The organism is Amycolatopsis sp. WAC 01416 (genome assembly GCF_003947485.1).
Taxonomy (GTDB): domain Bacteria; phylum Actinomycetota; class Actinomycetes; order Mycobacteriales; family Pseudonocardiaceae; genus Amycolatopsis.
This window is the reverse complement of sequence record NZ_QHHX01000010.1, coordinates 330,647-343,366: the sequence shown is the minus strand read 5'-3', so window position 1 is coordinate 343,366 and position 12,720 is coordinate 330,647. Positions and strand designations below refer to the sequence as shown.

At 68.2% G+C, this 12,720-nt stretch carries 9 protein-coding genes; 1 reads left to right on the top strand and 8 read right to left on the bottom strand.

Annotated features, from left to right (window positions below; all coding sequences use genetic code 11):
- Positions 1 to 11 precede the first annotated feature (11 nt).
- From DL990_RS32505 to DL990_RS32490, 4 genes are all read right to left on the bottom strand, one after another.
- Positions 12 to 1,541, bottom strand: a complete 1,530-nt coding sequence (locus DL990_RS32505) for a S8 family peptidase (RefSeq protein WP_125800967.1) — start codon at positions 1,539 to 1,541, stop codon at positions 12 to 14.
- A 27-nt stretch (positions 1,542 to 1,568) separates the two neighbouring features.
- Positions 1,569 to 3,029 (bottom strand): trypsin-like serine protease, encoded by a 1,461-nt coding sequence (locus tag DL990_RS32500; RefSeq protein ID WP_125800966.1) that lies wholly within the window; start codon positions 3,027 to 3,029, stop codon positions 1,569 to 1,571.
- A gap of 24 nt (positions 3,030 to 3,053) precedes the next feature.
- Entirely contained in the window at positions 3,054 to 4,601 is a 1,548-nt protein-coding gene (locus DL990_RS32495) for a S8 family peptidase (RefSeq protein WP_125787095.1), read from the bottom strand.
- Positions 4,602 to 4,808: 207 nt separating this feature from the next.
- Complete coding sequence (locus tag DL990_RS32490; RefSeq protein ID WP_233620639.1) at positions 4,809 to 7,556, bottom strand: AAA family ATPase; 2,748 nt, start codon at positions 7,554 to 7,556, stop codon at positions 4,809 to 4,811.
- 262 nt (positions 7,557 to 7,818) lie between these two features.
- Here DL990_RS32490 and DL990_RS32485 point away from each other — a divergent pair, with 262 nt between their 5' ends.
- Positions 7,819 to 8,790 carry a sensor histidine kinase gene (locus tag DL990_RS32485; RefSeq protein ID WP_125801043.1) on the top strand — a complete coding sequence of 324 codons (972 nt, stop codon included), beginning with the start codon at positions 7,819 to 7,821 and terminating at the stop codon, positions 8,788 to 8,790.
- Positions 8,791 to 9,013: 223 nt separating this feature from the next.
- Here DL990_RS32485 and DL990_RS42495 read toward each other — a convergent pair whose 3' ends face one another.
- The 4 genes from DL990_RS42495 to DL990_RS32465 all read right to left on the bottom strand — a co-directional run bounded on the left by DL990_RS42495 (position 9,014) and on the right by DL990_RS32465 (position 12,629).
- The gene (locus tag DL990_RS42495; RefSeq protein WP_158632672.1) at positions 9,014 to 10,429 is read right to left on the bottom strand and encodes a hypothetical protein; all 1,416 of its coding nucleotides are present in this window, start codon (positions 10,427 to 10,429) and stop codon (positions 9,014 to 9,016) included.
- On the bottom strand, positions 10,426 to 10,764 hold the full coding sequence (locus tag DL990_RS32475) for a type VII secretion target (protein ID WP_125800964.1): 339 nt from the start codon (positions 10,762 to 10,764) through the stop codon (positions 10,426 to 10,428). Before DL990_RS32475 ends, DL990_RS42495 begins: the two co-directional genes overlap by 4 nt.
- Positions 10,765 to 10,974: 210 nt before the next feature.
- Positions 10,975 to 11,409 carry a hypothetical protein gene (locus DL990_RS32470; RefSeq protein WP_233598999.1) on the bottom strand — a complete coding sequence of 145 codons (435 nt, stop codon included), beginning with the start codon at positions 11,407 to 11,409 and terminating at the stop codon, positions 10,975 to 10,977.
- Positions 11,406 to 12,629: a hypothetical protein gene (locus DL990_RS32465; protein ID WP_125800963.1), complete on the bottom strand. Its 1,224-nt coding sequence runs from the start codon at positions 12,627 to 12,629 to the stop codon at positions 11,406 to 11,408. The genes DL990_RS32470 and DL990_RS32465 overlap by 4 nt, the downstream gene beginning before the upstream one ends.
- Positions 12,630 to 12,720 lie beyond the last annotated feature (91 nt).

Below are 12,720 nucleotides of genomic sequence, written 5' to 3'. Positions count from 1 at the left end.
CCTCACCCTGGTCAGAACGTGAGGGTGAATCCGTCGATCGAACCCGTGTCGAACCTGTAGACGTCCTGGGCGCTCAGCTTCCAGGTCCCGTTGGCGTTCTCGCCGGAGGCGTCGACCGTGTAGGTCTCGTGCACTCCCGAAGCACTGCCCGTGCCGCCCGAGTTCTTGAGGCGGTAGGTCTTGCCGCTGGGCCCGATCAGGTCCAGCGCCAGGTCGGCGGTGTAGGTGTGGCTGATGTCCACCTTGACCGGCAGCGTCGAGGACGCCCTCCCGTCACATCCTTCCTGGGTGATCGAGCTCGTCACCGCGGCACCGGCGTCCGGAATCGCCACCGGGGTGGTGTTCGACTTCGCGCCGCACGTCGGCGCCGGGCCGCCGCCACCGATGAACGACACGTTCAGCAGTTTGTTCAGCGAGCCGCTGCCGGGATTCTTGACGACGCCGTCGGACGCGTTGCCGACCAGTGCGTCCCGCACCTGCTTCGGCGTCGCCGACGGGTTGGCCGCCAGGTAGAGCGCGGCCGCGCCGACGACATGCGGCGTCGCCATGGAGGTGCCGTTCATGACCGCGGTCCCGCCGTTGCTCGGGCTCAGCGACGTGATGTTGGAGCCCGGCGCGAAGATGTCCGTGCACGAACCGTAGTTCGAGAACGACGACCGGTTGTCGCTGGAGTCCGTGGCGTTCACCGTGATGGCTTCCGGCACCCGCGCGGGGCTGGTGTTGCAGGCGTCGGTCGACGCGTTGCCGGACGCGACGCCGTAGACGACGCCCGACGCGATCGACTTCTTGAGCGCGTCGTCACCCACACCGGGCGCGTCCATGGTGAGGCTCATGTTCGCCACGGCCGGCTTCTTAGCGTTGGCCGTCACCCAGTCGACGGCGTCGATGATGCCCGAATCCGGTCCGCTGTTGTTGCAGCCGAGCACTCGAAGCCCGACGATCTTGACCTTCTTCGCGACTCCATAGGTCTTGCTGGCGATGGTGCCGGCGGTGTGACTGCCGTGGCCCGCGCAGTCCTTTCCGTCACCACCCATGAAGTCCTTGCCGATGCTGGCCCGGCCTTCGTACTCCGGGTTGTCGGGGTTGATCCCGGTATCGAGGTCGTACGCGGTGACGCCCTCACCGCTGTTGTTGTAGGTGTACTTCTTGTCCAGCGGCAGGGCCTTCTGGTCGACGCGGTCCAGACCCCATGTCGGGTTGGTCTGCGTGTCGGTGCCGCGGGCGGTGCCGTCCTGGTAGACGGCCTTGACCGACGGGTCCGCCGCGAGCCGCCGAGCCTGCTGCTCGGTCATCTTCTTGACCGAGAAGCCGTTCAGGGCCGCGGACCAGGTGGACCGCACCTCGCCGCCGAAGCGTTCGGTCAGCGAGACCGACGCCGCCTGCGCGGTCACGAGGCCGTCCTTCAGTACCACGATGTACTGGTCGCCGTAGTGCTGTTTCGCCTGCACCACGACACCTTCGGCTTCGGCTGCGACGGCGTTTCCGATGCCCAGCGCCAGTAAGGGGGTCAACGCGCCCAGAGTCAGCAGTAATTTACGCATGGATTGTCACCTCGGTGATGAGTACGGTCACTGGACGGTGAGCGTGTACGTGGCGGTCGAAGTCTTGCCGGAACCGTCCTTCGCCGTCACGGTGATCGGATAGGTTCCCGCCTGGAACGGTGCGAAGATCTGCATCGTCGAGCTGCCGCCGCTGGAAATGGTCTGCGGGGTGAAGAACGGCGCGATCGGCAGGCCCGAACCGGACGCGGACAGAGTGATGGAGCCGCTGCCGCCGGTCGCGGAGACCGTCGTGCTGACCAGTGAACCGGAGCGTGTGCTGCCCGAGGTGGGGTCGAGCGTCACCTTGAGATCGCCCGGTTCGGTGCCGCCCTTGCCGACGGTCAGCGTCAGCGTGGTGGTCACGGTGTCGGTCGTTCCCTTGCCGGACACGGTGATCGTGTAGTCCCGTTCCGGTGTGCCCGCCGCGGTCTCGATCGTCAGCTTCGCGGTGTCTCCGGACTTGATGGACGACGGCTGGAAGGTCGCCTTGGCACCGTCGGGCAGCCCGGACGCGGTCAGCGCGACGTCCTCGGCGCCGTTCTTGCCCGGCTTGCTCGTGATCGACGTCGAGACATACTTGCCGGGGTCGACCTTCACCGAACCCGGCGAGGCGGCGAGGGTGAACTTGTCGGTGCTGGGCACCTCGCCGATCTGCTGCTTGACCCAGTCGCCCATTTCGTTGTTCAGGCGGCTGTAAACGCTGTACCACCGGAAGTCGCTCCGGCTCCACGACGTGATGCCGACGACGACACCGTCGACGACGAACGGGCCACCGCTGTCGCCGGGAAGCACGGTCTTGCGGCCGTCGGAATACCCGGCGCAGATCATCGTCGCCGGGTCGACGCCGTTCTCCACCCCGGTGCACTGGTTCGCGGGGACGATCGGCAGCGTCAGCTTCTGCAAAGTGACGTCGGCGGGGCTGTCGTTGTAGCTCTTCTTGCCGTAGCCCAGGCTGAAACCGTCCTTGCCCGGCGCCTCGAGGCCGGTGTCGGCGGAGGTGGCGACCTTCGCGTAGCCGCCGGCGGGGACGGGGATGTCGCCGTCGGTGGTGATGATCGCGACGTCGTAGCCGTTCCAGGGCTGGGTGAACTTCGGGTGCAGCTGGTAGTCGACGGCCTTGAGCTGGGTGCCGCCGGTGCTCACCAGATCGTCCAGTCCATAGAGGACGGACTTCTCGCCTGCCAGTTCCTTGCAGTGCGCCGCGACCATCACCTTGCGGGGCGCCACGACGGACCCGCTGCAGCTCTGCCCCTTGGGCCGCGAGCCGCCCTCACGGAGGGCCGCGATGGCGAAGGGATAGTCCTTCACCGAAGCGGGCACGCCGCCGATCCCCAGGGCATGGGCACCGCCGGGAACCTGGACGTCACCGGTGGGGGCGATCGCCGACGCGGTCGGCTGGGGCGCCGCCCCGGCGGTTCCGCCGGCCACGGGGATCGACAGGGCCGCCACACCCAGTGCCAGCAGTCCGAGGGCTCTTTTCCTTTTCACGGTATTCCTTTCAGCAGGGAGGAATCAGAAGGTCAGGCCGAAGCTGTCGAGCACGCCGGTATCGAACCGGTAGACGTCCTGGACACGCAGCTTCCAGTCGCCGGAACGGTTCTCACCCGAGGTGTCGACGGTGTAGGTCTTCGAAAGGTCGACGGTGCTTTCGCCACCCGCCTGCTTGAGGTTGACGACCTTGCCGCTCGGCGTGACGAGGTCGATCTTCAGATCGCCCGTGTACGGGTGTTTGATCGCCACGGCCACCGAAGTGCCGGAGGTTCCCTTCGCGTCGCAAGAACCGATGGTCACGGTGCTGCCCACCGCTTCACCGGCGTCCGGGACGGCGACGTCGTCGGTGCTGGTGCCGCCCGCGCAGGACGGCGTACCTCCGCCGAGGAAACCGGTGTACAGCAGCTTGTTCGGCGACCCCTTCGGGTCGGAGATCTTGCCGGGGGTGGCGTTGTCGAGCAGCACCTTGGTGACCTGCTCCGGGGTGGCCGATGGGTTGGCGGTCAGGTAGAGCGCGGCCGCGCCGGCGACGTGCGGGGTGGCCATCGACGTGCCGCTCATCTGCTGTGTGCCGCCGCCGTTGCGGGTCGAGGTGATGTTGCTGCCCGGTCCGAACAGATCGGTGCAGGTCCCGTAGTTCGACGACTGCGAGGAGTTGAAGATCGACCGCTTGTCCTGGATGTCGCTCGCGGCGACCGTGACCGCTTCCGGGGTCCGGGCAGGCGAAACGTTGCAGGCGTCCTGCCCCTCGTTGCCGGCCGCGACCGTGACGGTGATCCCGGCCCGGACCGCGCCCTGGACCGCCTGGTCCACAGTGGACGTCGCGCCGCCGCCGATGCTCATCGTGAGCACCGCCGGCTTCTTGGCGTTCTTGGTGACCCAGTCGATACCGGACACAACAGTCGACCACGGCGCGCTGGAATTGCAGCCGAGCACGCGGACGGCCACGATCTTCACGCCTTTCGCGACACCGTAGGTCGTGCTGCCGACGGTTCCGGCGACGTGCGTACCGTGGCCGTGGCAGTCCGAGGCGTCACTGTCGTTGTCGACGAAGTCGTAACCGCTGCTCGCGCGCCCGCCGAACTCGGACTGCCGGTAGTCCGTCCCCGTGTCGAGCACGTAGACCGTGGCACCGTCGCCTTTGTTGGCGTAGTCGTACTTCTTGTCGAGCGGAAGATCCTTCTGGTCGACTCGGTCGAGACCCCAGGTGGGATCGTTCTGGGTCTCGGTCGCGTGCGCGAGGCCGTCCGGTTCGACCGAGGCGACGGCCGGATCCGCGGCCAGCCGCCGAGCCTGAGCTTCGGTCATCCGGCCCGCGAAACCGCGCAGCGCGGCGTCGTAGGTGCGGGTGACCTGCCCGCCGTATTCCGCCGCCAGCGACCGAGCCTCGGCGGCGGGCGACGGCCCGGTCTTCAAAGTGACGAGATAGGAACCTGGAATCGCGTCCGGCGGCCACGCCTGGACAATGGGCCCGGCAGGCGAGGCAAGGGCGGGTACTGCCGGTAAGCCGAGGGCGAGTGCCAGGCAGGCAATGACCACAGCCCTTCCTTGGCGGAGACTTTCACGCATCTAGTCACTCCTGAAAGTGGGGAATCAACACCGGAGACGTGGTGACAACAGTGAGTTATCCGGAAGGCGAGAACAATAAGTATCACGTTCGGCGGACTACTCAATTAAATGTCAAAGTCTCTATAGTCAGTGCCGTGAGCCCATTAAATAAGTGACCTCATCAAAGAAAAAATACGTGACGAGGCCAAATCGGAGTCGTTCACTGGTTCATAAGCGAGACAAATGCTCGCCGAGCACCGCCCGCGAAGGCAGATCGAGCTTGTTCAACGCCCGGCTGATATGGACCTCGACCGTTCGCGCGGACAGGAAAAGCCGTTCCGCGATCTCGCGGTTACTGAGATTCTGCGCGGCCAGACGCGCCACTTCGAGTTCGCGCGGAGACAAGGCCTGCCCGTAGCCACGGCGACCACGCGACGGAGTGGTGGGATCGTGGCGCGCCAGGATCCGGCGGCATCGCTGCGCGTCGGCGACCGACTTCAGGGAACGGTAGATGGTTTCGGCCGAAGTCAACGCGCCCAGCAGTTTCCGGTGGTCGCCGAGTTCGGCATAACACTCACCGGCGAGTTCGCTCGCACCGGCGGCGGCATGAGGGCGCGGCAAAGTCTGATAGGACAACGCCGCCTGGCTGAACAATTCGACCGCGTCGGCGGGCCGGGCCCTGGCGAGCAGCCCCCGGCAGAAGAGAGCCGCCGCATGGGCGAGCGGCGCGTCCCGTCCGGCTATCCCCTCCTGGTACTCGGCGACCAGCCGCTCCGCCGCGTCGGTCTCCCCTCTGTCGACGAGAACCCGGACGGCGGGCGGGAGGAGTTCGGCCGCCCAGACCCAGTTGTTCTTTCGGCGCACGCTCTCGAGTCCGCTCTCCGCGAGCCGCGCGGCGGCGGGAAGTTCCTTGGCCGCGAGGAGGATGGCCACCCGCCCCGCGAACGCCGACGCCCGCTGCGGCACGTTCCCGGCCGCGAGCGCGAAGGCGGTGTCGAAGTTCCGTGACGCCTCTTTGCGACGTCCGTTGCCCAGCTGGTACCAAGCCAGCGCGAGCAAGGGTTCCGCGGCGAGCGAACTGTCCTGGCCGACGCGGCCCACCAGACCGAGGACCTCGGCCTCCACCTCCGGCCAGATGCCCATCGCGACGTCGAGCCGGAGGTCCGTCCCCGCCGCGAGCGCTTCCAGATAGGGCTGTTCCTCGTCGTGGACCAGCCGACGGGCGGTGGCGAGATACGTCCTCGCCACCGGGTAGTACCCGTTCCAGGCGGCCGCGTCGGCGAGGTTGATGTAGGTCCGGCTGACCTGCCTGCGAACCTCGGCGGACCGGGGCGAGGCCGGAAGCGCGCCGACGTCCTGCCAGACCCCGGGATCGGCCACCTGCATCCGGCCGGACACCCGGTTCGCGGTGACCGCGGCGATCAGTTCGACGTCGCGGGTGCCTTTGCTGGCCTGTTCGGCCTGGTCCAGCCAGCGTAGGTTCTCCTCGACCGGCACCGGCCCGATGTGCGGAAGCGCCAAGGTGATCAGTCCTCGGGCGAGGAGCGCACGCCGCCCGTCGAGATCCGCGATGGCCAGCTCGATCTCGGAACGGCCCGCGTCGACCTGCCCGACCTGGTTGATCAGGACCCGGCCGAGGTTGATCCGGATCTCGCCGCGAGCGGCCTTGCTCATCGGCCAGTCGTGCGCCGCCGTGCGCAGCAACCGCAGCGTGGATTCGCCGATCAGTCCGTATGCGGTCTCCCGGCTGAGCCGGACGGCGAAGTTCTCCCTGCGTGCCCGAGAGAGAGCGGAGTCCCCGAGCGCGGCCTCGAGCAACCGCACGGCTTCGTCCGGCCTGCCCTCGGCCGCCGCCTGGTCCACGGATTCCGAGACATACCGCGCCCACTCGTCGAGCTCACCGGCCTCCCGGTGGTGGTACGCGACCCTCCGCGGTTCCGGCTCGTCCGAACAGGCAAGCAGCCGCGCGGCGCCGGAGTGCAACTGAGACCGCCGCGGGCCCGGGACGGCGGCGCGGACCGCGTCCGCGACCAGCGGACTGCGCACCGTGTAACGATCGTTCCCGAGGTCACGCAGGAACCCCGCGGCCATCGCCTGGAGCAGGTCGTCGACGATTCCGGCGCCGTCCGAGCCCGCCACGGCGGCGAGCGCCATGCCGCCCGCCGGCCTGCCGAGGATCACCGCGGCCGCCACGACCGCCGCGGCGCCTCGCTCCAGCACCGCGAACCTCGCGGCGAGTTCTGCCGCCCAAGCGGCGGGGACGACCTTCTCCGAGAGCTTCACGGCGGCCTGCGCGTCGAGTCCGGAGATCGCCTCCAGGACCGCGGTGACCGCGGCGGCCACCCCGCCGGTCCGGTGATGGACGCGCTCGGCGAGCTCGCGCGAACCGGTCTTCGCCACGACGTCCGCGATCCGCAGCGGCTTCAGGGTGCATCGCGCCGTCACCCCGGAACGGGGAGGCCACCAGACATCGCGCAGGATCCGTTGCTGCAGCCGGAGGGCGGAGGCGGTCACGACGGCCAACCGTTCGGACGGCCGGGCCGCCAGCAGGCGGAGGAAGTCCTGGGTCTCCTCGTCGGCCTCGTCCGCGTCGTCGACGATCAGGACGGTGCGCTCCGGCAAGGTCAGCAGTTCGCGGAGCGCACGGTGCACCAGGTGGCGATCGGAGCCGATCGGCTCCGGCAGTACGGCGCCGAGTTCGGGGAGCAAGGGGTGCAGGACCCCGGCGAGCGGCGACAGCCGACCGGCCATCCCCGTCCACCTGTCCGCGGCGGCTCCCAGCGCGTCGAGCAGCGGTGCGAGCGGCGTCGGATCGGGCACCCGCACGCAACGGAGCTCGATCACTGTCCGCTCCTGAGCAGCCGCGGAACGCGCCACCCGGCGGAGGAGCTCCGTCTTACCGGAACCGGGTTCGCCTTCGACCACGACGAAGGCGAACGGCTTGGCGATCTCCCGTTCCACCCAGGACAGTTCCACCACGGCGCCCCTTACTTCAGCGTGAACGACCCCGGCTGGCAAGCATCACCCCGGACCGCAGTGGTCGCCAGCTTGTGCGCAATAAGTGAGGGCACGTAGTGATTGGGACTGCTCCCGTAGCCGAGGGCGGACGTGCCCCGGTATCGCCGCGACTAGACTGGGTACGGAGAAGTCTGCAGTACGGGGTCAGTGTGGGAGCAGGGTTGGGACATGCCGGTGGCGCGCCGTGCGTCAACCTCCTGAACGGGGGTACCCGGTCAAGGTGAAGGCGACCACGACAGCGACGGGCACCGACCCGTTCGTCCACCCGGCGCTGTTCTACCAGGGGCCGGACGACTACCTGGCGGGCACTGTCCCGTTCATCCAGCAGGGTTTGGAGAGCGGCGAGCCGGTCGCGGTCTCGGTGCCCGGCCCCAATCTCGAACTGTTGCGGACCGCCTTGGGCCAGGACGCCGAGCGGGTACGACTGCTGGACATGACCGAGGAAGGCCGCAACCCGGGCCGGATCATCCCCGGCGTCCTCCGTGCCTTCGCCGACGACCACACCACCCGGCGGGTCCGCATCATCGGCGAGCCCATCTGGGCCGAACGGTCCGAGCTGGAGTACCCGGCGTGCGCCCAACACGAGGCGCTGATCAACCACGCGTTCACCGGCCGCGAAGTCACCATTCTCTGCCCCTACGACGTCACCCGCCTCGACGCCCGCGCCCTGTCCGACGCCGAAGCCACCCACCCGGTCCTGATCGACTCCACCGGAGAGCGCGCCAGCACCCGCTACGACCCCGACCGCATCATCACCGGGTACAACACCCCGCTGCCCGAACCGGCCCTGACCGAGACGGCCGGGTACAACATCCTCGACGCCGTCACCGGCGAGGCCACGTCCCTGGCCCACGCTCGCGCCGTGGCCCGTGACCAGGCCCAGCGTGCCGGCCTCACCGACGATCAAGTGGCGGACGTCCAGCTCGTGGTCGCCGAACTCCTGGCCAACAGCGTGGACCACGGCGGCGGGCAGGGACGGCTCAGCATCTGGTCCGAGGCGGACGGGCTGGTCTGCGAGGTCCACGACACCGGCCGCCTGACCGACCCGCTGGCCGGACGGCGGCCCGCCTCCCCCGGCCAGCTACGCGGCCGCGGGCTCCTGCTGGTCAACCATCTGTCCGACCTCGTGCGCGTCCACACCGGCCCGCAGGGCACCACGATCCGCGCCTGCTTCACCACCGAGTGTCACTGACGCTCGGTGCGGCTCCAAGTGTCGTGTCGGGTGGTCGGTCCGTGAAGGCCTCCTTAAGGGACTCTGGGTCCCTCAAGGAGGCCTTCACGGACCGGTGAACGTTGCTCGCCCGGCGGTCAGGTCGCTCGACGGCGCGACACCTTTGCCCTAGCCGAATCGCCAGTCACGATCCACTCGACCAGAAGGTATGCGAGATTCGCCGGGGCCCTTCACTCGGCGGAAATCAAGGGACCTCGTAGAACTTGTCGTAGTGACCCGGCGCGTAATAGAACTTGTCGTTGTCGTCCTTGACGATGCGGTCCGGCTTCGGCCTCTGGTTGTCCGGCAACGGCTTCCCGTTGAAGTCCGTGTACTCGTCAGCGTCCCTGATGGGTTTCTTGTTCTCGTACTTCGGTGTCGGGTGAACGTCGAATTCGTAGTAGTTGCCGTCGTACGGTTTCGTGGGCTTACCGTCCGGACCGAACGGTTGATCAGCGGGCTTGTTGCTGCCGCTCACCTTGCCGTTGTGCGGAAGCCTGCCTTCGTTCCCGACTTTGCCGCCTGCCTGACCGTGGTTCCCGTAGATCCTGCCGCCCCAGGTCGAGCCGGGGCCGGGGGTGGGCTTGTTCCCCAAGCCGAGCGAGTTGAGCTTGTCGTTGTCCACGCTGTTGTGCCAGGCACCGAACTGGCCGCTGTCCTTGTGGTCGAGGATCCACCGTTTCATCTTGAGCGCGGCGTCTTTCTGCGCCTGGGTGAGCTCGTCGAACTTCCCGAGGTTCGGCGAAAGATCGGGTTGCGGCTGGGGCTGGGGCTTCTTCCCCTTGCCTCCACCGCCTCCACCGCGGGTGCCGCTGTACTCGCCGCCCGGTTTCGGACCGCGGGGTTTCCCGGCCGGTCCGGTCTTGCCGGTGTCGATCTTGCGGAGCGCCTTTTCCGCTTCGGCGAAGATGTTCTTCGCCTTCTTCATCAGCGGCGCGAGCGCGCTCATCGCCTTGACCAGCTTGGTGACGACGGTGGCGATCTTGGAAGCGGTCTTCGCGATGGCGGCGGTGACCTGCGGCAGCACCCAGGTCATGCCGAGGCCGAGCGTCGCCAGCACCTGCAGCGCCCAGCTGATCAGCCTGCCGATCAGTTCGGCGATGGTGTCGCGGACCAGAGTGCGGACCGCGGTGACCACCTCACCGCCGATCCGGGTGCCGGAGGACGCGCCGCCGGCGGCCTGCTGACAGGCACCGATCAGGGCCGCGACATCCGCTCCCCTGGTGCGGTAGGCGTCACCGGCGTCACCGGCCCAGTTCGCGGTTTCGGCGACGACCATCGCGTCGAGGTCGGCGCTGAGCGTGCCGAGTTCCTCGGCGACGTTCTGCCAGGTCTCGGCGTGCGCCGCGATCTCGTCCGGGTCTCCGGCGAGCGCGTCGAGCGCTTCCTTCAACGGTCCGACGTGCTCCATCAGCCAGCCGACCCCGGCGGCGAGGATGGTGCCGAACGGGTCGAGGGCGGCGGACACCGCGTCCATGGCGGTGCCGACCGCGCCGACCGCGACGGACGCCCAGTCACCGCTTTCGATGGAAGCCTTGAGTTCGGTCGCGGATTCGAGCAGGGGAACGCCGGACACCGCGGTGGTGGAATCCTTCGGTGTGGCGACAAGGGGGTTGGTCATCGCGCGGCCTTCTCCATCGGAGTCGCCGGGATCGCGGCCTCGTACTGTTTGAACATGTCGACGCCCGCGGCGTCCTGCCCGGTGTAGGACTGTTCGGCGGTGCGCAGGTTGGCGGCGGTCGCCCGGACGCCGTCGATCGCGGCCTTGATCGAGTCGATCGTCTTCTCCTCCGCCGGATTGATGAACGGCGGGACGAACGCGCAGATCAGACCGTAGGCCTCGTCGGACATGGCCGCGGTGTTCGCCGCCGCCAGCACGGTGCCCAGCCGCTCGGCGATCCCGTCGACGTTCGCCGCGTGTTTCCCGATTTCCGCCGGTACGACCTGGAAGTTCATCCGTCACCCCTTCGAGACGTCCCGTATTCGGGCACGCCGCTTCCGCTTGACCATCGTCACCCGGCCTTCGACGTTGGCACGTAACGGAAAACGCTCGCCATCCGTCGGGGCCGGGGAGTTCACGCGGCCACGATGCCATCGGGCTCCCGCCCGCGAGAAAGCTCTGTGCGAAGGGACAGTGTTCCTTGCACGAAAGGGCACGGTCCTTTGTCAGAGTGGCTCCAGATAAGACCTCTCGGACCAATCGTCGTCCTCGTCGTCGCGAGGCGGACGGCTCGGCGCGGGTGGATCCGGTGCCACCGCGGAAAGCTGCTCGAGTTCGGCGACGACGGCGTCGACGTCCATAGTGGCCAGTTCGCCGACCTGCCGTTCCAAGGACGTCCAGGCTTCCGCTGCCAGCCGTCGGCGATCCTCGGCGGGCAGCGCGTCGATGACCTGCCACCAGCCTCGCGCCTCCTGGACGAACTCGTCCAGCACCGGGCCGTGCGCCAGCAATTCGTACGGTTGCCGTCGACCGGCGACGACCTCGCCCGCGAAGTCCCCGGCGGCGCCGCCGGTCGCCGCCAGCAGCCGCATGACCGTCTGCCGTGCCCGGTCCCCCTCGGCGGAGTCGAACGGATCGTGGATCGCGCGTTCTCCCGTCACAGCAGCACCCGCTTGCGCTTGGCCGGGCATTCGGCGTCCCGGTGCTCGTAGCCCTCCGGCCACTGCGGCGGATCGCCCATCGCGATGGTGGTTTCCAGCACCTCGTCGAGGGCCTTCTCCCCCGCGAACATGTGCGCCAGCCCGTACGCGGCGCTGATCAGCGTCTGGATGATCCCGACGATCTCGTTGAAGGACAGCACGAGATGGATGATGTCCAGCATCTCGCCTTCCTTCACGACTTCGACGAGCTTGCCTCGACGGCCGAGCTGGGACAGCGCTTCGCTGATCACCTCCACGACGCGCATCCCTTTTTCCAGGCCGAGTTTCTTGCCCTTGGTGAGGATCAGCAGCGCGATGTCGATCGCCGAGCTGTAGCCGTGCCGGATCTCCTGCATCAGGTGGTAGGCGAGCTTCGCCAGCGCCTGGATCGCCAGGCTCGCGCCACGGAAGTACCGAGCCAGCTGCAGCAGACTGGAACGGTAGTCGACCAGCCAGTTCTTGGCCCGGTCGGCGCCCTCCCCCTCCCACGCGCCCTGGATCCCGAACCGGCCCTGGTCGATGTTGACCGCGGTGTTCTCCAGACCGAGCGCGGCGTCGTTGTAGAGCACCGCCTGCCGCTGCAGCACGGTCCAGTCACCGACGAGCAGGTCGGCGATCATGGTGATGAAGTCCTTGTCGGAACCGGTGAGCATCTTGATCACCTCGGCGACGTCGCCGAGGGATCCGCCGAGATCGAGCAGTTTCTCGCGCTCCGCCTGGGCTTTCACCGGCCACCAGGCCGGGTCGGCGACGGCCGCCGGATCGGGCCCGCCGTAACCCACCGGGACGGCGTCGCGGAACGCCGCGGCACCGGCCGGGTCACGCACCTCGTCCGCGGGGACCCGCGCGGCGTCGGGCTCCGGGTTGAGCCGGTCCAGCAATTCCGCCGCCCGCGCGTCCACCACGCCGTACCAGTGCGCCACACAGCGCAGTTCGTGTCCGCCGCCCGCGGCGAGATCGGCCGCGAACCGCGTCTGGCTCAGCGCCGTGCGCTGCCACTCGTCCAGTTTCGGCCAGGCGGCGGCGAAAAAGCCCTCGCCGCTTTCGGTGTCGAATCCGGCTCCGGCGCCGACCAGGCGGTCGAACCACTGGCGATAGGTGTCGACGCCCGCCCCCGCCCGCAGGACCAGGTCTCCGAGCGCGCGCACCGCGGCCGGCTCGACTGAGAACCCCTGCCTCATCCGTCCCCCTGTTGCTCCGGAAGTACCCCTTCGACGTAGCTGAAGTTTGACAGGTTGCCGCGAAATGTCACATCACTGGAATGGAGTACAC